Genomic DNA, 25,530 nt, shown 5'->3' with positions numbered 1-25,530 from the left:
GGTCTGAACGGGGAATGAATCTTTGCTGACTTGGCGGTTTTTGTCCTGACGTAACAACGCCATTCGGCGTCACAGGGGCCGGATCGGCGGACATTTCGTGTCAGCTGACGCCAAGGTCTGGCATGCTGGACCCCATGGCTAGCCGAGCGGGCACAGTTGCCCTTCCCCAGGACCTTGTTGACATCACAGCCCTGCTGGACGCGTACTTCGACGTAACTCCAGATCTGGGCGACCCTGCGCAGCGCGTGGCATTTGGTACGTCCGGGCACCGCGGATCCAGCTTGAAGGCGTCGTTTAACGAGCCGCATATCCTCGCGATCACGCAGGCAATCGTCGAATACCGTGGCCGTCAGGGCATCACCGGGCCGCTGTTCATCGGACGTGACACCCACGCCCTCAGTGAGCCGGCACAGAACTCCGCACTGGAAGTGCTAGCTGCCAATGGCGTCACCGTCCTGGTGGACGCACGCCACGGTTATACCCCGACGCCGGCGCTGAGCCACGCCATTCTCAAGTACAACCGCGAAGCCGCCCCGGGCACTCCCCAAGCTGACGGCATCGTGGTCACCCCCAGCCACAACCCGCCAGGTGATGGCGGCTTCAAATACAACCCTCCGCACGGCGGCCCCGCTGACACGGACGCAACGGGTTGGATAGCTGACCGCGCCAACCAGTTGCTTGAGAACGGCCTCCGCGGGGTCAAGCGCATGCCGTTGAACGATGCCCTGGCCGCCGACACCACCGGCAAGTTCGACTTCCTCAGCAGCTATGTGGACGACCTCCCTTCCGTGCTAAATCTTGACGCCATCCGGAACGCCGGCGTCCGCATCGGGGCTGATCCCATGGGCGGCGCGTCCGTTGACTACTGGGGCGAGATCGGCGAGCGCCATCAGCTGAACCTCACGGTGGTCAACCCCACCGTGGATCCGCAGTGGGCTTTCATGACCCTCGACTGGGACGAGAAGATCCGCATGGATTGCTCGTCGCCGTCGGCCATGGCGTCGCTGATCAAGCGCATGGCCGCCGGTGCCGATGATACCGCCGCCTATGACATCGCCACTGGCAACGACGCCGACGCCGATCGCCACGGCATTGTGACACCGGATGGTGGTTTGATGAACCCCAACCACTACCTGGCCGTAGCCATCGATTACCTGTACCGGAACCGTAGCGGCTGGAACCCCGAGTCTGTTGTGGGCAAGACGCTGGTTTCGTCCTCCATCATCGACCGCGTTGCAAATGGGCTCGGCCGCAAGTTGGTTGAGGTTCCCGTGGGCTTCAAGTGGTTCGTGCCTGGATTGCTTTCCGGTGAAGGCGCGTTCGGTGGCGAGGAATCGGCCGGAGCATCCTTCAATAAGCTCGACGGCAGTGTGTGGACTACGGACAAGGACGGCATCTTGCTGGCCCTGCTGGCGTCGGAGATTACAGCCGTCACCGGCAAGTCTCCTTCACAGCTGTACAAGGGTTTGACTGACCAGTTCGGCGCGCCTGTTTACGCACGCATTGACGCTGCGGCCACCCGCGAGCAGAAGTCCAAGCTGGGCAAGCTCTCCGCCGCGGACGTCACCGCGACTTCCCTTGCAGGCGAAGAGATCACGGCCAAGCTCACCGAGGCTCCCGGCAACGGCGCGTCAATCGGGGGCCTGAAGGTTGTCACGGAGAACGCCTGGTTTGCGGCACGGCCTTCCGGCACCGAGGACGTGTACAAGATCTACGCCGAGTCCTTCAAGGGTGCGGATCACCTGAAGCAGGTCCAGGAAGAGGCCAAGGCGTTGGTGGACGGCGTTATCGCGTAACTTCCTCAAATCTTCTCTCACATTCCAGCCCTAAATCCGGCTCCCTCTCTCACATCCCTCTGGGTTGCGCCCCAAACGCAATGCACAAACCCGAGGGATGTGAGAGAACGTCCAGAGGGTCGCCCCGTTAAGGCAAAACGCCCGCTCACACAAAGTGAGCGGGCGTTTCTGCTGCGCGAAGACTCTAGACGGTGCGCACGACGTCGTCGTAGGCGAACTTCGGCTTGGCTTCGCCCCAGGCGTCCGGGCCGGGCTGGCCGATGTTGACCACCAGGAAGCTCTTCTGGTCGCCGGCCGGGAAGAATTCGGCGTCGATTGCGGAGAAGTCGGCACCGGTCATCGGGCCAGCGGCGAATCCAAGCGAGCGCACGGCGAGGATGAAGTAGCCGGCCTGCAGGTGAGCGTTGTTGTTGCCCGTAGCAGCGGCGAAAGCGGGGTCGGCGTCGTACATGGCCTTCGGCGCGTCGTAGGCGGGGAGGAACTTGTCCCACTGCCCCTGCCAGTCGGTGTCGTAGGACAGGATGGCAACCAGCGGGGCGGACGCGGTCTTGGCCTGGTTGCCACGCGACAGGGTGTCCACCAGCTTGGCGCGGGCCTCGTCCGAGCGGACGTAGGTCACGCGGAGCGGCTGGGAGTTGAATGCGGTGGGGCCGAACTTGGTGAGCTCGTAGATGGCGCGGGCCTGCTCGTCGGTGACCTCGCCGGCGAAGCTGTTGGCGGTGCGGGCTTCGGCAAAGATAGCGTCGACTGCTGCGGCGTCAATGACTGCTTCTTCGTGTGCAATCGTCATGGGTAAACCTTTCGCTGGGCCTGACCCTGAACCGGCCGGGCACTTCTGCTTTCCATGGTTGCAACTTCAACTTCCGTTGTCCTCTTCCCATGACGGCCCGTGACGTTGGGCACAGCGCAAATGTCGGTAGCATCGTGCATACGAGCTGCCACCCGTTGTGGGGGACGTTCAGCCGTGGGAATGACGACACCAGAAGGGGCCTGATGCCTACCTTTCCCTTAGCGGCCCGCCAGCGGGCACTGGCTGCGCTTGTGGTGCTTTTGGTGATGTTCCTGATGCCAACCGGGCAGGCGTTGGCGTCCACGCAGACACTCGGTTCCGAACAGCAGCAGCCCGGCGTCGAGGATCCTGGAACACGCTTTTTCGGGGCTTTGCTGGACTGGGACAAGGACTCAGCTGCGGATTACGCCCAGCGACTCGGCACGCCCGCGGCTTTGTACGGCCAGAACGTGTCCATGCCCGTGGATGACGGCGGCCGCGAATATTTGAAGGGTTACTTCTCCCAGATCGCGGACCAAGGCTCGCACGCGCTGCTCACGGTCCGCCCCGGGATCGCCCTGAAGGACATCAACGACGACGTTGCGTCCGCTTTTGCGCGTCAAATCACGACGGCGGCAGCCGGCTTCCGGGGGAAGGTCCTGGTCCGCTTCGCACCGGAAATGAACGCCCCGTGGGTCAGCTGGGGACAGGAGCCGGAAGCTTATCGAGCTGCTTTCGACAACGTAGCCGCAGCACTCCGGTCCACCCTGCCGGATCCGGAGATGGTGTGGTCTCCCACAGCTGAGAAGGATTACCCGTTCCAGAGTGCAACGTCTACGCCTCCCAAGGGTGTGCCCTTGGGATCGGTGGACACGAGCGGCAATGGCGTGTGGGATCAGGATGACTCCGCTTTTGAGCCGTACTATCCGGGCGACGACGTGGTGGATTGGGTTGGGCTGTCCGTCTATCACGACACGACGGGCGCCGGTAAGGCCAGCAATACGCTGCCCGCGGCGGGTGAGTTCAATGAAGCCCTGCACGTATCCAGCGGGGGAATTTCCAGCGGCGGGCCTGGGACGGACAATTTCTACAACACCTATGCACAGGCCCGCGGCAAGCCTCTCTTGGTTGAGACGGGGGCTTTCTACTCGCCCGGAGCCGGTGGCGCTTCTGAGCTGGACGTCAAGCAAACGTGGTGGCACCAGGTCTTTGCCTCGGTGGCGGAGCCCGGTAATGGGGCGGTCCGGGCTGTGGTGTGGAATGAGACCACCGATGTGCGTGAACCAGGGCGGGTGCCCATTGACTGGAGGAGCACTGCTGAGCCCCAGCTGGCCACCCCGTTCCGAACCTCGTTGGACACCTCAGGCCTCACTCTTGGACCTGTCACGGAGAAGGGCCTGGACAACGTGCCCGGCATTGAGGCCCCTCAAGCGAAGAGTGGGACGGTCATACAAGGCTGGGCGGCGTGGGCTTCGGCCGGGTCTGTGCTGATTGCTGTGGCGGCATTGTGGCTGTTGTCCTCGCGGGCTTTCGCCAGTAAATGGTCCTACACCGGCACGGGTAAGCGTGATGCGCGGATCGACATGCTCCGGGGCCTGGCCATCGTGTTCGTGGTGGTGAACCATGTGGGCATCAACTCCGTTTTCCAGCTGCTTAGCCAGGAGACCTTGGGGGTGGTTTCCGGTGCGGAGCTCTTCGTCATGCTCTCCGGTGTGGTCCTCGGCATGGTTTACGGTCCCCGAATAGCCACCGACCTGGGTGACGTTGTAGACGGGACCACCAAGCGCGCTTGGAAGTTGTACTTCACGGCCCTTGCCGTGGTGTTGATCGTGTACGGGCTGAGCCTGCTTCCTTTCATTAACGCCGCAGCAGTCACCACCTTCACGGATCAAGGAACCGGCGGGGCAGGCCGCGCAGCGGCAGGCACTACGTACGATCTCTACGCCGGGATGGAGGGACTGCTGCAGTTCCCCGTCCCGCAGGGTCTCATCCCGGCTCTGCTGTTGCTGCAGGTTGGGCCGTGGCAGTTCAACATCATGGGGCTCTACGTGATCCTGTTGCTGATTAGCCCCCTGATCCTCGTTGCGCTCTCGCGCGGATTCACGTGGCTGGTCCTCACGCTCAGCGTCGGCCTCTACACGGCGGGATCAATTTTCCGTTTCCGCCTGCTGCCGTCGCAGTTCGAGGATTCTTTCCCGCTTCTCGTGTGGCAGCTCTTGTTTGTTGTGGGGATGACCGCCGGGTTCTATCGGCGTCAGATCATCGAGTGGTTCGGTGACCCGCAGCGCCGCCTGCTTCTGGGAGTTTGCGTCTTCCTGGCCGCTGCCTGTGCCGTGTTCTCCTGGAGCGGCCCTTACCTGACCAATCAACTGGACGTTAGGCTCGCACTGATCCCGGAAAGCACGTTCAGGTTCGTCTACGACACCTTCTTCAGTAGGACCTACCTTGGCCCGGGGCGGGTGCTCAACGTCTTCCTCATCACCATTGCCCTGTACGCATTGTTGAGTGCTTTCTGGAAGCCGTTGTCTCGTGCCGTGGGCTGGTTCTTCATACCTCTGGGCCAGGCCACGCTGTACGTGTTCATCATGCACGTGTTCTTTATTGTGGCCATTGCCAACATCCCTGCCCTGCGGGACGGAAACCTGTGGCTGAACACTGCCGTGTACATCGCGTTGCTTGCCACACTGTGGGTAATGGTCAAAACAAAGTTCCTGTTCGGGCTGGTTCCCCGCTAGAGACCAGCATTCGCCGCCGACCCAAGGTCCGCATTGGCGGTAATGTTGCACCGAATCCCAATACTCTTCTGAGGAAGGCCCCGCCATGAGCATGCTCGGCATCAAATGGAAGCTCCACGGCAATGGCAAGTCCATCCGCCCCGGCCACGTGGTGGCCCCCGACGAGCGGCTCGCCTGGCCCCTGACCATCGGCATCGGCATGCAGCACGTGGTTGCCATGTTCGGCGCGACGTTCCTTGTCCCCATCATCACGGGCATGCCCCCGGCCACCACACTGCTCTTCTCGGGTATCGGCACGCTGCTGTTCCTGGTGATCACCAAAGGCCGGGTGCCCAGCTACCTCGGTTCGAGCTTCGCATTCATCGCCCCCATCATGGCGTCCCAGCAGCAGTACGGCGTGAGCGGCGCCTTGGGCGGTGTGGTGCTTGCCGGCGTCGTACTGGCGCTTATTGGTGCGGTGGTCCAGAAGTTTGGCGCCGAATGGATCAACCGGCTAATGCCGCCCATTGTCACCGGCGCGATTGTGGCGCTGATCGGCCTGAACCTCGCGCCGGCCGCGAAAGCGAACTTCGACGCCGCTCCCGTCACCGCGCTGATCACGCTGGTTACCATCATCCTGGTTTCCGTGCTGTTCCGCGGGATTCTTGGCCGCCTGAGCATCCTGGTGGGTGTTGTGGTGGGGTATCTCGTGGCGATGATGCGCGGCGAGGTCAACTACGAAAAGATGGACGCCGCCGCGTGGGTAGGCCTGCCACTGTTCCAGACGCCCGAATTCCACATCGGCGTGGTGGGCCTGTTTGTGCCGGTGGTGCTGGTGCTCGTGGCGGAGAATGTGGGGCACGTGAAGTCGGTGGCCGCGATGACCGGCCAAAACCTCGACGGCGTCTCCGGCCGCGCGCTGATGGCCGACGGCGCCGCGACGGTACTTGCCGGGTTCGGCGGCGGTTCCGGTACCACAACGTATGCGGAGAACATCGGCGTCATGGCCGCCACCAAGGTCTACTCGACGGCGGCCTACTGGGTGGCCGGTATCTTCGCCATCCTGCTGAGCTTCTCCCCGAAATTCGGCGAATTGATCGCCACCGTTCCGGCGGGCGTCCTGGGCGGCGCCGCGACCATGCTGTATGGCATGATCGGCGTGCTCGGCGTGAAGATCTGGGTTCAGAACAAGGTGAACTTCTCCAACCCGATCAACCTGACCACAGCCGCCGTGGCTTTGATCATCGGCATTGCTGATTACACGTGGACCATTGGCGAGCTGAAGTTCACGGGTATTGCCCTCGGGTCAGCCGCTGCCCTAGTGATTTACCACGGCATGAAGGGGCTGGCCCACTGGCGCGGGACTGTGGCCGAGCCGGAAACCGAGACGGCGGGGCTGCCGCCTGCGGTGAAGTCAGCGATGAATGCTGCGGCCAAGAGGGGCGGGAAGAAGGGGAAGTAGGGCTTCCTGCCGGGACCTGCGGATGAGGTGTGGATCCGGGAGCAGCCTTACTGGTCCCCAAACTTGGTGTCGAAACGGCTCATGAACGCGGCCATGGCATCGCGGGCCACCGGCTCAAAAGGCCTGTAGGTCTTGGTCCCATTGGTTTCGTTCCACCCGGAACTGATGCCACTGCTCGCCAGCCAGGTGATCTGCTTGTAGAACGGGTTGGTGGTGTCAACGTCCGCAAACGGCGACTCCGCTGGGGCATTGAACTCCGGCGAACCGGCCAGCCTGTACATGAAGGCGGCCATGGCATCGCGGGCTACCGGTTCAAGCGGGCGGTACGTCTTGGTCCCGTTCGCCTCAACCCATCCGGTACTAATGCCCTTGCTGGCGAGCCAGGTGATCTGCTTGTAGAACGGGTTGGTGGTGGCTACGTCGGCAAAGGGCGACTTGGCGGGGGCCGTGAACTCCGGGCTACCTTCCAGGCGATACAGGAAAGCAGCCATTGCATCACGGGCAACAGGGGCCAGGGGCCGGTAGGTCCTGGCTCCGTTGGCCTCGGTCCATCCGGTTGAAATTCCACGGGACCCGAGCCAATTGACTTCGGTGGTGAATTGTCCGCCGGTTATGTCGGAAAAGATGGGGCCTGGGTTGCTGGCGAAGGCTGCCAGCTGCTGGACGGTACCGTTGAAAACATTCTGATCACCCGGAAACACGCCTGAATCAGCGTGCTGCCAGAGGGTGTAGGCCTGCCAACCTGCGGGCAGCTCTCCGGGCGTCGCTGACCACCTCGCGATGTGCAGCGGGTGGTTGCCGAATCCGTTGGCCCTACCCGTGCAGGTGTTCCACCAGTCCGTGGTGGTGTAGATGGCGGGAAGGCGCCCGGTTCGCGACAGGATGGTGGTGGAGAAGTCGGAGATCCACGAAACCATTTGACCCGGGGTCATTCCGTAGCAAGAGCTGCCGTAGGGGTTGTACTCGAGGTCCAACAGCGCAGGCAGTGCTTCACCATCAGGAGTCCAGGCTGCACCGCTCTGCAGGAAATAGCTGGCTTGAGCGGCACCGGAAGACGCGTTGGGAAGTGCGAAATGATACGCGCCACGCAGCATCCCAACCGAAGCTGCCCCGGCGTACTGGTCGGCGAAGTACGGGTTGCTGTATTCGGTTCCCTCGCTGGCTTTGACGTACGCGAACCTGGCCCCGTTTTCTGCAGCCTTGGTCCAGTCCACCACCCCTTGGTGGCTACTGACATCCATTCCGGGCACCCCCGGCAATGATGAGGCGGACTCCGTGGCCTGAAGGGTGAACAAGTGGCCTGCGCTTTCATGACCACGAATTGTAGATCCCATGGCGTGGTCGTTCTGGACTGTGGGCGATTCATCGGAAGCGGTGGCCGGCGTCGCACCGGACGCGATGAGAAGCATGGTGACGAGCAAGGCAGCGGCCGTTTTGGCGCCGACAATCCCTTGCGGCCGCCGTTTGGGTGACGTTTCCGGGGTGCTTGGGCAGCTGGGCGTGGAGAGTTTCATTCGACGATTCCTTCGGCATGCGGGAGGAACCGGCGCCCCCACGTGGTTCAGCCCAGCCTACTATCCAAACTAAAGGTCGACGTCGAGGAAAGCCCGCGAATCCTCTAGACGCGCACTCGCATCTGACCTCGCCGTCACTAGGCAGCCGCCGCATCAAGCAGGCGCGCGACAACCAGTGACGGTCACCGTGAACGTGGACGCCTTCCCTCATAATCGAGTCGAATATCGGTGCCGCCCGCACTTCGGCCGCTTCGTAAATCATCGGACGAACGTCGTTGCCGGTAAGGCGGTACACGTCCACGGCCAGGTTTCCAATCTGCTCATATAGGTCGTCGTCAGCACCGTCATGAATGATGAACAGCAAGTCGATATCAGAGTCATTGCGCATGTCTCCGCGTGCCGCTGAACCAAAAAGGGTTACCTGCAGCGGGCGTTCAGGCCATCTCAATACTGCGCGGGAAACAAAACGCATGAATCGATCCCTGCCCCGGGATGCTTCTGCGATGACGCAAGCGAGCATGTGGGATGAATTCAGGGCGTACTCGGTTCGGTTTCCGACTTGGATTCCCATCACAATGCCGCCCTCTTGAAGGCGCTCCAAGCATCGCCGAGTGCCCGACACAGAGGCTTGGATGCCGCGGTCCCGAACCAGATGCCCGGGTGTACTTGGACGACCGTCAGCCAATGCCATGAGGACATCAGCCTCAAGCGTCGGACAAATCGCCCTCAACGGGTTCTGCAGCTGCATTTGGCCTCCTAATCGCTTCTTATTGCACGCGATTTTTCAAACTTTCAGCCGCCCCGGAAGTGATCATCGAGGGACAGATTCTCGGCGACATGAGCCACCCAAAGCCCCGAGAGCTAACCCTTCGAGTGACGAGCACCGAGGTGGTCGCCCGAAGACACAGAGCAATTCTCAGAGAGCGCTCTCTTGACGTAGGTGACTTGCAGCACATACATTGGTCCCACATCCCAGAGAGCGCTCTCTCGCCGTTGGCGTACGGTCGCTCGAACACACAAAGGAGTGATCGTGGAGTTTTCACGACTAAGGAAATTCACTGCCCTGGCGGGCGTAGCCTCACTGGCCCTCGTAGCAGCGGGCTGCAGCGGCGGAGGCGATAAGGCAGCGAGCGCCGACAACCCCGTCACACTGACCGTGACCACCTTCGGCACCTTCGGATACGACGACCTGTATGCCGAATATGAGAAGCAGAACCCCGGCGTCACCATCGAGGCCACCAACATCGACCGTGGTTCCAACGCCCGGACCGATGCGTTCACCAAGCTCGCCGCAGGCTCCGGGCTCAGCGACGTCACGGCTATCGAGGAAGGCTGGCTCGGCTCCATCATGGAGGTCTCGGACCAGTTCGTGGACCTCAAGGAGCACGGCGCAGAGGACATCAAGGGCAACTGGGTGGACTGGAAGTTCAAGCAGGGCACGGACCCCAATGGCCGTGTGATCGGTTACGGCACGGACATAGGACCGCAGGCACTCTGCTTCAACGGCAAGCTCTTCGAGGCGGCGGGCCTGCCGAGTGACCGCGAGAAAGTCGCGGAACTTTTCGGCGGCAAGGACGGAAGCTGGGAAACGTACTTCAAGTTGGGCCGCCAGTACAAAGAGGCCACCGGCAAGGCCTGGTATGACCAGTCCGGCTTCGTCTGGAATTCCATGGTCAACCAGATGGACGAGGGTTACTACACCAAGGACGGCAAGCTGAACGTCGAAGGCAACAAGGAAATGCGGGCTAAGTTCGACATGCTCGCCGCCGGAACCGCTGATGGTCTTTCCGCCAACCAGACCCAGTTCGACTGGGGTAACGGCAAGGCCTTCGTGGACGGATCCTTCGCTACCCACGTTTGCCCGGCGTGGATGCTGGGCACCATCAAGGGCCAGCTCGAGTCCGCCGGCGGCGGACCGGCAAGCGGCTGGGATGTAGCGGATGTCTTCCCGGGCGGTGCCTCCAACTGGGGCGGTGCTTTCCTCTCGGTTCCCAAGACCTCCAAGCACCCCGCTGAAGCAGCCAAGCTGGCAGCATGGCTGACCGCACCTGAGCAGCAGATCAAGCAGTCCGCTGCGGCGAACAACTTCCCCAGCACCCTGGAAGCACAGGCAAAGATCGTGGAAGCGGCAAAGCCGAACGAACTGTTCAACAACGCTCCCTATGGCGCCATCTTTGAGTCCCGCGCTGAAGGTGTGATCGCACAGTTCAAGGGTCCGGATGACTCCGTGATCCAGGAGAACGTCTTCGGTCCGGCCCTCAAGATGCTCGACTCGGGCAAGGGCACCGCAGATGAGGCTTGGAATGAAGCCGTCAAGCTTCTCAACGACCTCGTGGTCAACAACTAGCAGCACCCGGCCGTGGGGCCTCCGGGAAACCGGAGGCCCCCTCACAGAGTCTGAGACCCGACCATGACCACCACCCTGAATCGCCCGGCAGCCGGCAGAGCGGCCGCCACCAAACCGAAACCGACGTTCCGCCAACGCCTGAATGTCTTCGACATGAAGGCATCCCCGTACTTCTATATCGCACCGTTTTTCATCCTGTTCGCCCTGGTGGGGCTCTTTCCCCTGGGCTACACGTTCTTCGTTTCCCTCTTCGACTGGCACCTGCTCAAAGGCCAGGGAGAGTTTGTGGGATTCCAGAACTTCGCAGAGGTTCTTCAGGACAGGTTCTTTTGGAACTCCCTGTTCAACACCGTCAGCATCTTCCTGATTTCCACCATTCCCCAGCTGATCATGGCAACCATTATTGCCGCGGTGCTGGACCAGAATCTCCGCGCCAAGACGTTCTGGCGCATGAGCATCCTGCTCCCCTACGTCGTGACTCCCGTGGCTGTTGCCATGATCTTCACCAACATGTTTGGCGAGCAGTACGGGCTGATCAACAACATTCTGGCCAGCTTCGGCATTGACCCCGTTATGTGGAAGAACGACACCCTTCCCAGCCACATCGCCATTGCCACCATGGTGAACTGGCGCTGGACCGGCTATAACGCCCTGATTCTCCTGGCTGCCATGCAGTCGGTACCGCGGGATATCTATGAGTCCGCAGCGATCGATGGCGCCGGTTCGGTCCGGCGCTTTTTCAGCATCACGCTGCCGAGTATCCGGCCCACCATGGTGTTCGTCATTGTCACTGCGACCATTGGCGGGTTGCAGATCTTCACGGAGCCCCGGCTGTTCGATCCGGTGGCGGCGGGGGGAACGGCACGACAGTTCCAGACCACCGTGCTGTACCTGTGGGAGATGGCCTTCCAGCGGCAGAACTTCGGCAAAGCCTCCACCATCGCCTGGCTCCTGTTCCTGATCATCCTGCTCTTCGGCATCGTGAACTGGCTAATCTCACGCCGCATCGCCACCAACGGCGACGATCGCGGAGCAGCCAGCCGCCGCCGTCGTAAGCGCTCTTCCGCGGCGAAAGCAAAAGCGCACGACGCCGGCCTGGCCGCCCAGGCGGTAGCGGCAGAACCGGTAACGGCACCAGAATCAACCCCGAGGAGCGGGCAATGACCCTCACGCAAAACCGGCCACAAGCACCGGCCCAGCAGACTTCCCGAGCCCTGGCCACACGCAAAGCACTCCTTGGCAACGGCCGCCGGCCCGGGTTCCTCACCTACGGGTTGTTGCTCGCCTTTTTCCTGGCATCGGCCTACCCGCTCTGGTGGTCCGTGATCATCGGCAGCCGCTCCAACGAGGCCCTCGGCGAGACGTGGCCGCCGTTGTTCCCGGGCGGAAATTTCTGGACCAACGTCGGGGAGGTGTTCGACACCGTCCCGTTCTGGCTTGCGCTGGGCAACAGCGTCCTGATCTCAGGCATCATCACCATTTCCGTGGTGGGATTCTCCACCTTGGCCGGATATGCGTTTGCCAAGCTGCGCTTCCGCGGCCGCAACTGGCTGATGGTAGCGGTGATCGCCACTATGGCCATCCCCACGCAGCTCGGCATCATCCCCTTGTTCATGCTGATGCGCACGCTGGGCTGGACCGGTGAGATCGGCGCCGTCGTGATCCCTACGCTGGTCACGGCGTTCGGTGTCTTCTTCATGCGGCAGTATCTGGTGGACGTGATCCCGGACGAGCTGATCGAGTCGGCGCGCATGGATGGAGCGTCCATGATCTCAACGTTCTGGCATGTGGCACTCCCGGCCGCGCGCCCGGCCATGGCCATCCTGGGCCTGTTCACGTTCATGACGGCGTGGACTGATTTCCTGTGGCCTTTGCTGGTGCTCGACGCCGGCAATCCCACCTTGCAGACGGCGCTCAGCCAACTGCAGTCGGCCCGGTATGTGGATTACTCCATAGTCCTGGCCGGCGCCGTCATGGCAACACTTCCGCTGCTGGCCCTCTTCGTCGTGGCGGGACGACAACTCATATCCGGAATTATGCAAGGAGCAGTGAAGGGCTAATGCCATTCGAAGCAACAACCTACCCAGCGATCACTCCCTTTAACAGGGTGTGGCCCAAGGGCTTCCTTTGGGGCTCGGCCACCGCCGCAGCCCAGGTGGAAGGTGCCAGCCACGAGGGCGGCAAGGAAGATTCCGTGTGGGACGCTTTCGCCCGCGTTCCGGGCGCCATTGCCAACGGTGAAAACTTGAAGGACGCGGTGCAGCACTACCACCGGATGCCGCAGGACGTCAGGATCATGAAGGAGCTGGGCCTGGATTCCTACCGGTTCTCCACCAGCTGGTCACGCGTCCGTCCCGGTGGCCGCGCCGCGAACGCAGAAGGCCTGGACTTCTACTCACGTTTGGTGGATGAACTGCTCGACGCCGGCATCCTCCCTTGGTTGACCCTTTACCACTGGGACCTGCCGCAGGCGCTGGAGGAGAAGGGCGGCTGGGCCAACCGCGACACCGCCTACCGCTTCGTGGACTACGCCAACGACGTCTATTCGGCACTGGGAGACAGGGTTCAGCACTGGACCACCTTCAACGAACCCTTCTGCTCCTCACTCCTTGGCTATGCGGCCGGCGTGCATGCTCCAGGCCGTCAGGAGCCGGATGCAGCAGTGGCGGCAATCCATCACCAGCACCTGGCCCACGGCCTGGTGGTCAATGAGCTCCGGAGCCGCGGCGCCCAACAGCTGGGGATCACACTCAACCTGAGCAACTCCATCCCACGGGATCCTTCCGATCCTGTGGACCTTGACGCCGCCCGCCGGTTTGATTCGCTGCAGAACCGGATCTTCCTCGATCCGATTCTCCGTGGTGTTTACCCGGAGGACACGCTCAACGACCTTGAGCAGTTCGGCATCCGGGACGTCATCAAACCTGGCGACCTGAAGATCATCGGTGCTCCCATCGACTTTCTGGGCGTCAACCACTACCACGATGACCTCATCAGTGGTCACCCCACTGATGAACACGGCGACGGCCACTCGGGCGGCGCAACCCGCCCGACGTCGTCGTGCTGGATTGGTTCGGAGGACATCGCATTCCCCAGCCGCGGCCTGCCGCGCACCGCCATGAACTGGGAGGTCAACCCGGACGGGCTGCGGAAGCTCCTGGTGCGTCTTGGCGAGGAATACCCCACGCTGCCACCGCTGTACATCACCGAAAACGGTGCCGCTTACCACGATGTGGTCAGTCCTGACGGGGCGGTCCATGACGCCGAGCGGACCCAGTTCGTGCTGGATCACATCACGGCCGTGGGCGAGGCGCTGGACCAGGGCGCCGATGTGCGCGGCTACTTTGTGTGGTCCCTCCTGGACAACTTTGAGTGGTCCTGGGGCTATGGCAAGCGCTTCGGGGTGGTTCGCGTGGACTACGACACCTTTGAGCGCACGGTCAAGGACAGCGGACTGGCATATTCGAGGGTTATCGCCTCGGCCAAGGCATCGGCCGACGCCACTGTGAACGCCTAAAGTAGCCTTCAAAGGCATACTTTTTCTTACGTTCCGGAGATGACCATGACGCAGGACACCAGCGGCCCCCGGCCGGTACCCACCCTTGAAATGGTGGCTGCCTTGGCCGGGGTCTCGCGGGCCACCGTGTCCCGGGTGGTCAACGACAGCCCCAGTGTGGACCCGGAGTTGGCGCAGTCGGTAAGGAAAGCCATCCTCGCATTGGACTACACGCCAAACCGTGCTGCTCGTTCGCTCGCCAAGCGCCGGGCTAATGCGGTCACACTGATCGTTCCGGAGTCGACGTCCAAGGTCTTCGCAGACCCATTCTTCGCCTCGGTAGTGCAGGGCATCGCCCTATATCTCACCGATACCGAGTACACGCTGAACATGGTGATCTCCTCGGAGTCGAAACCGGAGAAGACCCGCAGCTTCCTGCTTGGGGGCAACGTGGACGGGGTCCTGGTGGTGTCGCACCACAGTGGCGATAACTCCTGGACGCACCTCTCGGGGTCCTTGCCCATGGTGTTTGCGGGGCGGCCCTTGGTAGGTGGCAAGGAGAGCTACTACGTTGACGTGGCCAACGAGCAAGCGGCTTATGAGGTCACGCGTCTACTGACCGAGAGCGGCCGAAAAAACGTTGCAACCATTGCCGGCCCCCAAGACATGCCTCCCGGGCTGGACCGCCTTGCTGGGTGGAGGACGGCCGTACGGGAGGCAGGCCTGGGGGAAGGCTTGGTGGAGGAGGGCGACTTCACTTTGGCCTCGGGCGCCAAAGCCATGCATCGATTGTTGGACCGCGGCGTGCCTGTTGACGCCGTTTTTGCAGCGAACGACCAGATGGCTGCCGGCGCCTACACCGCCATTCAAGGGCGCGGTTTGCGCATCCCGGAGGACATCGCCGTGGTGGGTTTTGACGACGATTCCTTCGCTACCTCCGTAACCCCAGCTCTCACCACCGTGCATCACCCGATTGTTGAACTCGGCAAGAAAATGGCCGAAACCCTGGTGAACCTGATCGAGGGCAAACCGGCAGAACGCGTCAACAGAATGCCTACCTCGATCGTGATCCGCGATTCCGTATAGCTCTATGCCTTGAAAGGCTTTTCCATGCTTCCTGCTCCCGTCAGCACCGTAGCGCCCTCCAGGGCGACAGGCCATCCCATCCGATGGGGAGTAGTGGCCACAGGCTCTATTGCACAACGGGTGGTGGAAGACCTCGCGCTCCTGGAGGACTCTGTCCTTCAGGCTGTCAGTTCGCGCACGGAGGCGTCGGCGCGGAGCTTTGCTGAGAAGTTTGGCTTCGTCTCTGCGTATTCCGACGTCGGGGAGACGCCCGGTTACGAGCGGCTGCTGGCGGATCCCGCCGTCGATGTCGTGTATGTCGCCACGCCGCACGCGCAGCATCACGTTGTCGCATTGGCCGCGCTCAATGCGGGCAAGCATGTCCTGTGCGAAAAGCCCCTCGCCATGGACGCCGTGCAGGCACGTGAGCTGGCTGACCTCGCCCGGGACAAGGGGCTTTTCCTCATGGAGGCAGTGTGGACCCGGTTCCTGCCGAGCTTCTGCCGCGCCATGGAAATCCTGCGTTCGGAAGAAATTGGAGAGCCGCGCTGGCTTCAGGCCGATCTTGGCTTTGTACCTGCCTACGATCCCGCTTCACGGATCTGGGATCCGGCTGCCGGGGGCGGAGCGTTGCTGGACCTTGCCGTCTATCCGTTGACGTGGGCCCTGGGAGTTTTCGGCGAGCCTCGCAGTTTGCTGGCCAACGGAGTTTTGACTCCTGAGGGAGTGGACCTGCAGAGCTCCGTCACATTGGATTACCAGGGCGGGGCACACGCTCAGTTCATCACCTCGATCGGCGCTGAGTGCCCCGGCGTGGTGACGGTGGGAGGAACGGAAGGTTGGCTGCGATCCTCGGCTCCCCTTTTCAAGCCGGCCGAGCTCGTTATCCAGCCTCGTAGTGGCACACTGCGGACGGAGGAATTTGAGGTGCTGGGGCACGGGTTCAGTTACGAGCTGCGCGAGGTGACGCGTTGCCTGCAGGCCGGGCTGACCAAGAGCCCGTTCATGACTCCTGAGGAGTCTGTTGGGACCATGGAACTGTTGGATGAGGCTCGTCGACAGATGGGTCTCCGGTATCCCAGCGATCTTCAGACTCCCACCGCAGCAGGTCCCCTGGCTGGCACTCCAGCACCTCACACAGCGCTTCGAGCGTAGTAAAACGCACCGCCTTCGCACGGCCGTTCTTTAGCACGGCCAAGTTGGCCGGGGTGATGCCTACCTTCTCGGCGAGCACTCCTACGGGCATTTTGCGCTTGGCGAGCATGACGTCAATGTCCACGATGATCGGCATCAGATCACCTCGTCCAGCTCGGACCGGAGATGCTCCGCTTCTGCGTCCCGGGCTACGGCTTGGGCGAGGAGGGTTCGCATCACCAGCACAACCAGGGCCACTCCCCCGATCAACAACGCCGCCCCACAGATCAGCAGCACGACGCCAGGGGCAATCTCACCTGGCGCCAGGATCACTGCGATGCCAAACATCAGTACCGACGCGATTGCGATGGCCCCAAAGATGACGTCCACAAATCGGAAGGCCGTGTGGGAGAACACCGTCCCGCGGCGCACCATGGTCAGCAAACGCCACACGCAGGCCGCCACCACCTGGACGCACAGAATACCCAGGACCACGATGGCGAGCAGCGCAATGCGGGGACCATCCGGGGCACCGGCCTCAACAAGGTCCGTTGAGAGCAGCGGGACCATCCGTACTTGCACGAACAATGAACCCGCCAGCACTAACGCGATAACTACCCGCAACGCGAGGATTGTCAGCTTTCCCATGAGTCTCCTTTATCGACCAACAACCTGATTCTATCGATATTCGATACTTAAGCAACTCTTCGAGAGTATTGTGGATAGTCAGCTTGCTTACTAAAGTTTCATTACTTAGGCTGGAACAGGTCAGACAAACAACTCTCACAGCGGCGGAACACGCCCAAAAAGCACCCCGCTGCGCAACGAGGAGGAACAATGTCAGAACACAACATCGCAGGCAAGAAGGTCGCATTCCTGTTGACGGACGGCGTGGAGCAGGTGGAACTCACCAGCCCATGGCAGGCCGTCAAGGACGCGGGCGGCGAGCCAACGCTCGTGGCCCCATCCAAGGGAAAGCTCCAAGGCTTCAATGGCGTGGAGAAGGGTGACACCTTCGACGTCGATCTTGCCGTGGCCGACGCAAACGCCTCCGATTTCGACGCGCTGGTTCTCCCGGGCGGCGTCGTCAACGCGGATAACCTCCGAGTGGACAAGGACGCCCAGAACTTCACGCGCGCGTTCTTCGAACAGCACAAGCCGGTTGCATCGATCTGCCACGGCCCGTGGATTTTCATCGACGCCGGCGTCATCAAGGGCCGCAACGTCACCTCGTTCCACACGCTCCAGTCGGACCTGAAGAATGCAGGCGCCAACTGGACTGATGAGGAAGTGGTGTGCGACCAAGGCCTAGTCACCAGCCGCAACCCGGACGACCTGCCGGCCTTCAACAGCAAGCTCGTGGAGGAAATCTCCGAGGGCCAGCACGCAGGCCAGACCGCTTAGCGGTCACTGACCCACCTACGGCAAGTGCCGCCGTCGTACTTTTACAAGAAGTACGACGGCGGCACTTGGCGTTTCGTGACTTGAAGGCTTGGTAGCGAGACTAGCCACGCACGGTGACGGAGAACTTCCACACGACTTTCCCGGTGTCGGTCATGGTGAAGCACTGGCTTGCGCGGGTCCAGGAGGAGTTCATGGTGAGGCGCTTCGTGTTGCACGAGGACTGTGAGCTGAAGTCGGTCGGGTACAGGTAGGTGTAGCCCGCAGCCTGCGCCGGCGCCGCAACCGCGAGGCCTCCGGCGGCAAGTGCGATCGCTGCTGCAAACGTGGCAATGGTCTTGTGACGCTTCATAGTCTCTCCCCACATAGGCCTCAACGAACATGGCCAAACTATCGGCGGAGACTAGGGGCCGAAATGGGCAGGAGTGCCCATGAATTCATTGAGGTCCGCAAGGGGAGCAAGTCCTATCCACTCGAGGCCTCGGGGCCGACAGTCGCTTAGTAGACCTTGAAGTGGTCAATCACTTTGTCGGCAAGGGCCTTGATGAACTCGCCGTCTTCACCCCTGCCCCACCGCTTCTCCACGGCATCGAGAGGATACATAGCGAACGTAAGATCTTGAGATGGCATTCAGATCGCTTCTTCCTGGCGAAGTCCTCATCATGAAAACCCTGCTTGATCGTGTGGACGAGCCAAAGTGGAGCGCGCTCGATCTAGACGCCCTGCGGGTTAGCGACATGAACGACGGTGGAATGGGCAGCCTTCTATTTGAGAGCACGAAGCCATCCAGAAGGTATGGACTTACCCTTTCGGAGGGTTGGTTTAACGATGAGGATGGCTTTCCCGTCCTAGTTGCGATCAATCTCGATAAGGACAACGACGTCTTCGAACTCGATAGCTGGAAAGTCGACTTCTCACCGCGCCGCCGGATGCCAAAATCGGCCGCGGAGATAGTTTCCGACCCGGCTGATCTGCAGCAGGAAGAGTATGTCGGGCCGAAACATATAAACGGTCGGCCGGACGCTCCTGACAAGCCGGGGTGACTTTCTCTCGTATATCAAGGAGGGGCTGGCGAAGTTGATTTAAGATGTCCGCGAAAACGGGCTGAGTCGTCCGGCTGGGAATGGAGCACCAGGCAGGACCGCATACCCCAAGGACGGAACTGTTGTCATGCGGGATCTTTTCCATAAGACGGAGGAAGTGTGTTCCGTCCGAAGGATTCATGGGGCTTCTGGTTTATGCAGTAGTTAAGAAACAGCATCGGAGAGCGTCGGTCAGTATGGTGAATACAGTTGCTTTAGATCTCAGTGATGAGGAGCGCTTGCTTCTCTGGCGGGGCTTGTTGGAGTGGGGTGGCCCCGCCCGCCCATCTGATGCGATGGCTGTGGCCATGGGTTTTCTTAGTATCAATGATCTGCTTGGTGAGGGCTCCCGAATTGGTGAGGTGATCAGGGCGGGAGGAGCTCTCAGCAAACCCGATTGGCGCCGTGCCCTGTTGGCCACGGAAATCGTGTTCGCCAGCGGTGTCGTGGGATCGGGGCTGGACTGGTCTATGACCACTGGTTTCCAAGACGACGAAACAATCGTGATCTTGCGGTCTATTCAGCGCAAGATGGCCGGCAGCCGCTATTGGGTTCTCGATAGCGTGACTACCTCGGATGTTCCGCCAGCGCCGCGGGTCACCGCGATGCCGCGTATTTCCCGGGTGTCAGAGGAGACCTTGCCGGAGTCTGCAGAGACTCGTCCGTTGATTGAGCTTGTCAATAGCACCGGTGCCACAGCGCAGCGTCAGCAAGTGAAGCGGGTGGTCGAGGGACTTGCATTGGGGTGCCTCTACTACGGAATTCTGCGACTGCCCAACGATAGGACGGCTGTTGCGTCCGCATTTACCAGTGCGTGGAGTTCTTGGCCCAAAGCACCGGAATTCAACAGCGTTAATGACTTGACTGTCGGAAACGACGTCTGGATTGAAATGGGAAAGTCAGAAAGCCGTAAGGGCCTCACTGCGGCCTGGGAACGCCGCTCCGTGCCGCATTTGATGCCGAGGTACGCGGATGACACGGTAACCGATTGCCTAAAGCTTGTTGCCGACGACAAAGCATCCGCAGAGGATTGGACTGACCTGGCCGAAAGTTACCTGCGGGCCCTTTCGCAGACTCCTTCGAGCAGCGCCACGTAGAGTTCCTGCCACAGTTGCGCGGGTTTTTCTGTCGTTTCTGGTGTGGCCTGGGTCGACCCCGGGTTGAACTAGACGATTGGTACAACGATCCCAAGGTCTCATCAGCGATGATCTATAACGTTGAGGACGCAACAGGTCGGGGTGTCCTTGGCACCTTCCCCAATGGGCTGTAAATCACGCAGGCCAGACAGCCTAGCGGCCAGCGACCCCCTACAGCTAGTGCCGCCGTCGTACTTTCACAAGAAGTAAGACGGCGGCACGTGGCGTTTCCCTGCAAAGTTGCCCGCTGCTTTAGAACAATGCGGTGAAGACGTCCCAGTCGGCGCCAACCAAAGTCCGGGGTTTCCAGCTTCCCGACTTGAAGGGGTAGAGATACATGTACCCCGCGCCGTCGATTCCGTAAATGTCGGTCCAGCCGTCGTAGTCCCGGTCGCCGGCGCTGAACACGCCCTTGAAGGACTGCCAACCCGAGCCGATCACCTTCGAGCCAAGCCAACCACCCTTGCCATTGGAGGAATAGAGGAACAACTGGCCACCCGCATTCGTGGCGAGGATGTCTGCGTGCGAGTCTCCGTCAAAGTCGCCTGTTGAGAAGACCCTGTTGAACATGTTCCAGCCAGCACCGACTTGCCGTGGAGCCAGCCAGCCACCTTTGCCGTTACCCGGGTAGAGGAGCAGCCTGCCGTCCCGGTTTCTGGCCAGGACGTCATCGTGGCCGTCCGAGTCAAAATCGCCGGGAGCAATGAGTTCAGTCATGCCCTGCCAACCAACGCCCACCAACGAAGCCGGTTTCCACCAGTATTGACCGTCAGCGGGGTACATCCACAGTTCTCCGGAGGGCTTCCGGGCCAGCACATCGGCGTGCCCGTCCTCATTGAAGTCCCCGGGAGAGAAAATCTTGTCAAAGACGTTCCAACCCGTTCCAATCTCCTTGGGGAACGCTCCGAAGTTGCGGCCCCACATCCAGAGCCTGCCGTCACTAGTCCGGGCCATCAGAAAGTCGCTGACTTCCCGATTGACATAGTTCCGAGACGGGGCCGGATTAGTCACATATTCAGTGGAATCACTGACGAAACGGCCTACAACTTTGCCTCCAAGCGAAACAACGGCTGTGACGCGCACAGTTCCTCCGCCGTCTGCGTCTTTGACAACATAGTCCACGCCAGGGGGAAGCCCCGTGCCAGCGGAATACGACGTGGACTTAGTAAGCCAAAAAAATTCCACCTTGGGAGTCGTGCCGACCGGGATGCCCTTGATGGACGAGACGTCAAAACTTGCCTTCAATGCGGAGTTGATCCAGGGCTTCCCTGAGACAGCGATCGGGCCGCTCGTGACGAACAGATAGGGCTCCGATTCCGCGGATACCGATGTGAACCCCGGGGTTACCGTTGTGACGCGCAAGGACACTTCCTTCCCCGCATCAGCGGATCGGACGGACCCTTCGAATGGCTCCGTTCCGGATTCGTAGCGAAAGAGCTTCGCAACTCCCCCCGAAACCCACTGCACGTGCACCTTCGTGACGCCTGCGGTCCATGTACCGGGAGATACCGTGCCGTTTACCCCATAGTTCCAGTTGCTCCACACATCTTGCTTCGCTTGGAATTTCGGCAAAACCGAGGCTTGGGGGGTCCGCAAAACTCTCGAAGGGTTACTGACGGCGAAGTCAGCATTTTGAAGCAGCGGATCCCCAGCGTTGTCGCTGAACAGAAAATCGGATGAGCTGTTCCTTCGGGCCGCAGTTTCGGCCGGGTAGGATTGACCGCTTTTTTGGAAGACAATACGAACGTCGGTCAACCGCTGCAGACCTTCGTAAAAGTCGCTGGCGCCAATGGCTGCCGTGGCCTCAGCTGTGAATGGGCCGGGCCCAGGGTCTCCCGTCCAGATCAGGCTACGAGGCTCGGACAAGGACGCATCACGGTACCGGAACTCCACGCGTTGCGCAGGCTGGCTAAGCGTAAATCGCACCTTCGCAGTCTGCCCAGGCGCTAATTGGGCTGCGGAGACCAATTCAACGGCCGTGAGTTGGGGAGCTTCGCTCGCCACTGTGACGGCATTGGCCGGTAGGGCGGGGAGCGCGACCATCATCAATAGCACTGCCACAAGCGCAGCCGTCAGCTTCGACAAAAGGCTAAGTTGACGTGATTTTTCCGGCACGCCAGCGGCGGTACTTGAGCGCACTTATCCCCCAATATTCAGGCTATGGATGGCCTGATAGAGGCCTCTCGGTAGAGAATACAGTTTCCTCGCAGAAATACGTGCTATGTGACCCCGGCGCTGGCGGCAGTCCCGCCGTCGTAATGTTGCGCAGGTCACACTCGGCGCATACGCTGGGGGACGCTGCAGCGTGGCAGCAAGGATGAAAGGCAGTACATTGGCCAGCGACAAGCTCTCCGTAGTTGTTCGCGTCGACGTTGACGGCGAACAGATCCAGATCGCAGCGACCGGTCGCGTGACCATCTCGAGCCTCCAAGGGCTCTACCCGCTGGTCCAACGCACCAAGAGTTTGGGCGGTGGCCTTGGCGTTGAGATGGACCTTTCCCAAGCGACCATTGACCCGGACGCACTGGATCAGCTGCAGGGCTACGCAGCACTCCATGCCGTTCCGCTTCGCTTCGCGGCAGACTTCAGCAACGTGACCGCCCTTCCATCCCGCAGCCTCCAAACAACCAGCCGCGCCGCCTAGAACCAACATCAAGCATCGCCGTCCAACAGGAGATCCACATGCGCAAAGTCACCGCTGGCCTTTTCCACTCAGTGGACGGCGTAGTTCAGGACCCCTTCAAGTTCCAGTTCGACAGCTTCGACGACCAACTCGGTACGGGACTCACCAAGATGATCAACACCGTGGACATCGTGGTGTTGGGCCGTGTCAGCTACCAGGAATGGGCCGGATATTGGCCGAACGCGCAGCAAGACGACGACTTTGCAGCCTTCATCAACCCGATCGAGAAGTTCGTTGCATCCCGAACCCTCACCGAACCCCTTGAATGGGAGAACTCGCACCTGATCGAGGGTGATGTTGAGCAGTTCGTCACAAAGCTGAAGTCGCGGGACGGCGGCGAAATCGCGGTCTGCGGCAGCATTTCCCTGGTCCGCCAGCTGCTATTTGCAGGCATCCTGGACGAACTCACCCTGATGACGCACCCGGTGGTGGCCGGCAGCGGGCGACGACTTTTTGAAGACGGCGATCCCCTGCACCGGCTCGTCCTCGAGAATCAGTACGCCACCAGCAAGGGCAACGTGGTCAGCACGTACAGCTTGCGAAAAGACTGAATGCACGACGGCGCCACCCGCCTGCCGCCGTCGGGCCGCCTCAGCGGTCACCCCAACAGCAACGACGCGCCAAGTTCGCTCCTGAAGTAGAGCACGCTGCGGCCGTAACGGGTTGAGGTCACCAGTCCGGCGTCCCGGAGCACCCTAAGATGCTGATTTACGGCAGACGTTGTGACGCCAAAGCGTAGGCCCAGCTCGGTGGACGAGGCCGGGGCAGCAAGGGCCGTGAGCAGACTGGTCCGAACCTCACCCAACACGGCCACTATCGCGGCCGGATTCGTGACCCGCTCCGCCTCCCAGATGGCACCTTGGCCCCGAGCCGGGTACATCAGCAGCGGTGGATCGCCATGGTTCACGGGAGCAGAAGCCCTGCGGGTGAACATGGTGGGAACCAAGGTCAACCCCAGGCCGTCGGTTTTCTCGGTCCTCGACGCCGGGTTCTTCAACCGCACGGAAATCACGCGACCATCGAATTCCACAGCGTAGGACAAGTCGTTCAGCATAGTAAACAACCCACCCTGCGCGATCTGCCGGCCGCGGTAGACGATGTCCGCTTCCAAAATGGTGCGCATGCGCAGCCAATGGGGTGCGAAGCAGGTGTCCCAGAACTCCCTGAGGATCCGGACCATTCGCCGGATCGCGGGGCCAACAGGGCCGGCAAAGATGGTGGGAACAAAGCCGTGCACCCGGATCAGATCCCCATGAAATTGGGTGGCCGAAATCTGCTCCAATGCCGCAAATTCGTCGTCGATCCGCGTAAGTGGGGACTCGGGCCGCGGGTTCAGGAAGTCCGGTGTCCACAATCGGTCATCCACCAAGGCCAGCAATCCATCCAGGTCCAAGCGTGAGCGGGCCTCTTCTGTCCTGCGCAGCCAGGGCAGCTGAAGTGGATAATGGCTCGGGTCGCGGATAGCCCTCAGGGAAAGTCCCAGCTCGCATAGAGGCGAGATGCCAAAGCGCACGCCGCCCAGATCTGCGTCTGACAACTCGTACTTCAACATGAAGCACTACGCTACATCAATTCCAGCCACTGCCAGGGGGTGGCAGAACTACAGGTGTGACTAATTCCCCCGCAGACACCGCATCGGCTCAACAGCACGGCCTCCGCGTCGCACTCTCAGATCCCACCCTCAAGATCCTTGCTTCTGCCATCCTCGTAGCCACAGTGGGCCGCGGTATCTTCCTCACGTTGACAGTGCTGTACTTCAGCCGCTTCGTGGGATTGAGCGCCGTAGAAATCGCGATGATTCTCACTGCGTCCAGCGGGGTCGGCGTTGCCACGTCGTATATCGGCGGTCGACTCGCCGACCACTTTTCAGCCCGTCGACTCCTGGTGGGCATGGTCGCCATCGAAGGTCTCGCGATCGCAAGCTATACATTCGCCGGGAACTTCAGCACCGCCGTCGTGATTGCCTGCATCGCAGTGGGAGTAAACCGGGGCGCGAATGCCACGCGTTCCGCGATCATCGCCCGGGCGTTCGACGGCCCAAACCGCGTGAATGCGCGCGCAGTCCTCCGCACCATCACCAACCTCGGCATTGCTGTTGGAGGCATGATTGCCGGACTCGCACTGTTGGCCGGAACCGCCGACGCATTTCGGGGAATGATGGTGTGCGCCGGCGTGGTCTACATCCTGAGCGCGCTGTACTTGCGCCGCCTCCCCCAGCGCGTAGATGCACCGCGCCGCGATCCCGCCACCCCTGCACCGAAGCGCGGAATCTCCCCCTTTAGGGACCGTCGCTACGTACTGCTGACCGTGCTGTCCGGTATTTTCGGCATGCAATTCGGTCTCGCTGAGATGGGCGTTCCTTTGTGGATTTCACAGGACACCAGCGCCCCAGAGGTCCTGATATCGGTCATCCTTGTCATCAACACCCTGTGTGTCGTCCTGCTGCAAGTGCCGCTCTCCCGGGGCACCGACCACCCTCGCCGTGCAGGAAAGATCGTGCTGACTGGTGGGGTGCTCATGGCTCTGGCCTGCGTGCTCTACGCCTCGGCGGGCGGGGCGCCGGCCATCGCCGCCATCGCCCTGCTGTGCGGCGCTGCCCTCCTGCATGCGTTCGCGGAAATCCTCTCACAAGCGGGAGCCTGGGGACTTAGCTTCGAGCTCGCCAATCCACTCCAAGCCGGCGCTTACCAAGGGATGTTCGGTATGGGATCGGCGCTGGGCGCCATGCTCGCACCGCTCGTGGTGACCGCCACCGTCGTCGAACATGGTGCGCTGGGCTGGGCCATCCTGGGTGCGGTCTTCCTCGCCTCGGCGGCGGGAACCTGGCTGATAGCCCGGAAGGCATCAACGACGGCGGAAGTCGCCTAAGCAGCCAGGCGCAGATGGCTGTCTCCCGCAGGGAATGATCCCTGAAGAAACAGCCATTTGCCT

Annotated in this window: 23 protein-coding genes and 1 pseudogene; 15 read left to right on the top strand and 9 right to left on the bottom strand. The window is 61.3% G+C overall.

Annotated features, from left to right (window positions below; translation table 11 throughout):
* Nucleotides 1–134: 134 nt before the first annotated feature.
* Complete coding sequence (gene pgm, locus ACZ5J0_RS00460) at nucleotides 135–1,796, top strand: phosphoglucomutase (alpha-D-glucose-1,6-bisphosphate-dependent) (protein ID WP_464093917.1); 1,662 nt, start codon at nucleotides 135–137, stop codon at nucleotides 1,794–1,796.
* 184 nt (nucleotides 1,797–1,980) lie between these two features.
* Here pgm and ACZ5J0_RS00455 read toward each other — a convergent pair whose 3' ends face one another.
* Entirely contained in the window at nucleotides 1,981–2,586 is a 606-nt protein-coding gene (locus ACZ5J0_RS00455) for a malonic semialdehyde reductase (protein ID WP_223941387.1), read from the bottom strand.
* A gap of 203 nt (nucleotides 2,587–2,789) precedes the next feature.
* Between ACZ5J0_RS00455 and opgC the strand changes: the two genes are divergently transcribed.
* Together opgC and ACZ5J0_RS00445 are read left to right on the top strand one after the other, a co-directional pair.
* Nucleotides 2,790–5,300: an OpgC domain-containing protein gene (opgC, locus tag ACZ5J0_RS00450; protein ID WP_464093916.1), complete on the top strand. Its 2,511-nt coding sequence runs from the start codon at nucleotides 2,790–2,792 to the stop codon at nucleotides 5,298–5,300.
* Between the two features lie 85 nt (nucleotides 5,301–5,385).
* Entirely contained in the window at nucleotides 5,386–6,741 is a 1,356-nt protein-coding gene (locus ACZ5J0_RS00445) for a uracil-xanthine permease family protein (protein ID WP_142937227.1), read from the top strand.
* A 47-nt stretch (nucleotides 6,742–6,788) separates the two neighbouring features.
* Here ACZ5J0_RS00445 and ACZ5J0_RS00440 read toward each other — a convergent pair whose 3' ends face one another.
* Together ACZ5J0_RS00440 and ACZ5J0_RS00435 are read right to left on the bottom strand one after the other, a co-directional pair.
* Complete coding sequence (locus ACZ5J0_RS00440) at nucleotides 6,789–8,189, bottom strand: lysozyme (RefSeq protein WP_464097222.1); 1,401 nt, start codon at nucleotides 8,187–8,189, stop codon at nucleotides 6,789–6,791.
* Entirely contained in the window at nucleotides 8,104–8,727 is a 624-nt protein-coding gene (locus ACZ5J0_RS00435; protein WP_464097211.1) for a nucleotidyltransferase domain-containing protein, read from the bottom strand. Before ACZ5J0_RS00435 ends, ACZ5J0_RS00440 begins: the two co-directional genes overlap by 86 nt.
* Nucleotides 8,728–9,285: 558 nt before the next feature.
* On the opposite strand from ACZ5J0_RS00435, the gene ACZ5J0_RS00430 reads away from it, so the two are divergent.
* The 6 genes and pseudogenes from ACZ5J0_RS00430 to ACZ5J0_RS00405 form a co-directional block, all read left to right on the top strand.
* Nucleotides 9,286–10,602 carry an ABC transporter substrate-binding protein gene (locus tag ACZ5J0_RS00430; protein ID WP_142937230.1) on the top strand — a complete coding sequence of 439 codons (1,317 nt, stop codon included), beginning with the start codon at nucleotides 9,286–9,288 and terminating at the stop codon, nucleotides 10,600–10,602.
* A 63-nt stretch (nucleotides 10,603–10,665) separates the two neighbouring features.
* The gene (locus ACZ5J0_RS00425) at nucleotides 10,666–11,766 is read left to right on the top strand and encodes a carbohydrate ABC transporter permease (RefSeq protein WP_166842664.1); all 1,101 of its coding nucleotides are present in this window, start codon (nucleotides 10,666–10,668) and stop codon (nucleotides 11,764–11,766) included.
* Nucleotides 11,763–12,662, top strand: coding sequence for a carbohydrate ABC transporter permease (locus ACZ5J0_RS00420; RefSeq protein WP_464093914.1), 900 nt, complete (start codon nucleotides 11,763–11,765; stop codon nucleotides 12,660–12,662). Before ACZ5J0_RS00425 ends, ACZ5J0_RS00420 begins: the two co-directional genes overlap by 4 nt.
* Nucleotides 12,662–14,119: a GH1 family beta-glucosidase gene (locus tag ACZ5J0_RS00415; RefSeq protein ID WP_464093913.1), complete on the top strand. Its 1,458-nt coding sequence runs from the start codon at nucleotides 12,662–12,664 to the stop codon at nucleotides 14,117–14,119. Before ACZ5J0_RS00420 ends, ACZ5J0_RS00415 begins: the two co-directional genes overlap by 1 nt.
* A 45-nt stretch (nucleotides 14,120–14,164) precedes the next feature.
* The gene (locus ACZ5J0_RS00410; RefSeq protein WP_142937322.1) at nucleotides 14,165–15,184 is read left to right on the top strand and encodes a LacI family DNA-binding transcriptional regulator; all 1,020 of its coding nucleotides are present in this window, start codon (nucleotides 14,165–14,167) and stop codon (nucleotides 15,182–15,184) included.
* Nucleotides 15,185–15,208: 24 nt separating this feature from the next.
* Nucleotides 15,209–15,952: pseudogene (locus ACZ5J0_RS00405) on the top strand (Gfo/Idh/MocA family protein); the annotation flags it as partial.
* Nucleotides 15,953–16,166: 214 nt separating this feature from the next.
* On the opposite strand, the gene ACZ5J0_RS00400 reads toward ACZ5J0_RS00405, so the two are convergent.
* Together ACZ5J0_RS00400 and ACZ5J0_RS00395 are read right to left on the bottom strand one after the other, a co-directional pair.
* Complete coding sequence (locus ACZ5J0_RS00400) at nucleotides 16,167–16,454, bottom strand: helix-turn-helix domain-containing protein (protein ID WP_308196359.1); 288 nt, start codon at nucleotides 16,452–16,454, stop codon at nucleotides 16,167–16,169.
* Nucleotides 16,454–16,945 (bottom strand): DUF2975 domain-containing protein, encoded by a 492-nt coding sequence (locus ACZ5J0_RS00395; RefSeq protein WP_166842660.1) that lies wholly within the window; start codon nucleotides 16,943–16,945, stop codon nucleotides 16,454–16,456. Before ACZ5J0_RS00395 ends, ACZ5J0_RS00400 begins: the two co-directional genes overlap by 1 nt.
* Nucleotides 16,946–17,134: 189 nt before the next feature.
* Between ACZ5J0_RS00395 and ACZ5J0_RS00390 the strand changes: the two genes are divergently transcribed.
* The gene (locus tag ACZ5J0_RS00390) at nucleotides 17,135–17,701 is read left to right on the top strand and encodes a type 1 glutamine amidotransferase domain-containing protein (protein ID WP_024818924.1); all 567 of its coding nucleotides are present in this window, start codon (nucleotides 17,135–17,137) and stop codon (nucleotides 17,699–17,701) included.
* A 100-nt stretch (nucleotides 17,702–17,801) separates the two neighbouring features.
* Here ACZ5J0_RS00390 and ACZ5J0_RS00385 read toward each other — a convergent pair whose 3' ends face one another.
* Nucleotides 17,802–18,050 (bottom strand): hypothetical protein, encoded by a 249-nt coding sequence (locus ACZ5J0_RS00385; RefSeq protein WP_464093912.1) that lies wholly within the window; start codon nucleotides 18,048–18,050, stop codon nucleotides 17,802–17,804.
* Nucleotides 18,051–18,196: 146 nt separating this feature from the next.
* The gene (locus tag ACZ5J0_RS00380; protein ID WP_464093911.1) at nucleotides 18,197–18,328 is read right to left on the bottom strand and encodes a hypothetical protein; all 132 of its coding nucleotides are present in this window, start codon (nucleotides 18,326–18,328) and stop codon (nucleotides 18,197–18,199) included.
* On the opposite strand from ACZ5J0_RS00380, the gene ACZ5J0_RS00375 reads away from it, so the two are divergent.
* Nucleotides 18,322–18,741: a DUF6984 family protein gene (locus ACZ5J0_RS00375; protein ID WP_208097087.1), complete on the top strand. Its 420-nt coding sequence runs from the start codon at nucleotides 18,322–18,324 to the stop codon at nucleotides 18,739–18,741. The genes ACZ5J0_RS00380 and ACZ5J0_RS00375 overlap by 7 nt on opposite strands.
* Before the next feature lie 179 nt (nucleotides 18,742–18,920).
* The gene (locus tag ACZ5J0_RS00370; RefSeq protein ID WP_464093910.1) at nucleotides 18,921–19,877 is read left to right on the top strand and encodes a hypothetical protein; all 957 of its coding nucleotides are present in this window, start codon (nucleotides 18,921–18,923) and stop codon (nucleotides 19,875–19,877) included.
* A gap of 291 nt (nucleotides 19,878–20,168) precedes the next feature.
* Here the strand turns inward: ACZ5J0_RS00370 and ACZ5J0_RS00365 are convergent, their stop codons facing one another.
* A complete protein-coding gene (locus tag ACZ5J0_RS00365; RefSeq protein WP_243753371.1) occupies nucleotides 20,169–21,278 on the bottom strand; it encodes an FG-GAP repeat domain-containing protein in 1,110 nt (369 codons plus the stop codon).
* A gap of 955 nt (nucleotides 21,279–22,233) precedes the next feature.
* Between ACZ5J0_RS00365 and ACZ5J0_RS00360 the strand changes: the two genes are divergently transcribed.
* Both ACZ5J0_RS00360 and ACZ5J0_RS00355 read left to right on the top strand, forming a co-directional pair.
* Nucleotides 22,234–22,560 carry a hypothetical protein gene (locus tag ACZ5J0_RS00360; RefSeq protein ID WP_464093909.1) on the top strand — a complete coding sequence of 109 codons (327 nt, stop codon included), beginning with the start codon at nucleotides 22,234–22,236 and terminating at the stop codon, nucleotides 22,558–22,560.
* A gap of 38 nt (nucleotides 22,561–22,598) precedes the next feature.
* Nucleotides 22,599–23,150, top strand: coding sequence for a dihydrofolate reductase family protein (locus ACZ5J0_RS00355; protein ID WP_464093908.1), 552 nt, complete (start codon nucleotides 22,599–22,601; stop codon nucleotides 23,148–23,150).
* Nucleotides 23,151–23,197: 47 nt separating this feature from the next.
* On the opposite strand, the gene ACZ5J0_RS00350 is transcribed toward ACZ5J0_RS00355, so the two are convergent.
* Nucleotides 23,198–24,151 carry an ArsR/SmtB family transcription factor gene (locus tag ACZ5J0_RS00350; RefSeq protein ID WP_464093907.1) on the bottom strand — a complete coding sequence of 318 codons (954 nt, stop codon included), beginning with the start codon at nucleotides 24,149–24,151 and terminating at the stop codon, nucleotides 23,198–23,200.
* A 56-nt stretch (nucleotides 24,152–24,207) separates the two neighbouring features.
* Here ACZ5J0_RS00350 and ACZ5J0_RS00345 point away from each other — a divergent pair, with 56 nt between their 5' ends.
* A complete protein-coding gene (locus ACZ5J0_RS00345; protein ID WP_464093906.1) occupies nucleotides 24,208–25,467 on the top strand; it encodes an MFS transporter in 1,260 nt (419 codons plus the stop codon).
* The last annotated feature ends 63 nt before the right edge of the window (nucleotides 25,468–25,530 follow it).

Source organism: Arthrobacter sp. DualSoilB13, assembly GCF_055389195.1.
The sequence above is the reverse complement of the archived record's forward strand: the minus strand, read 5'-3'. Positions and strand labels throughout refer to the sequence as shown.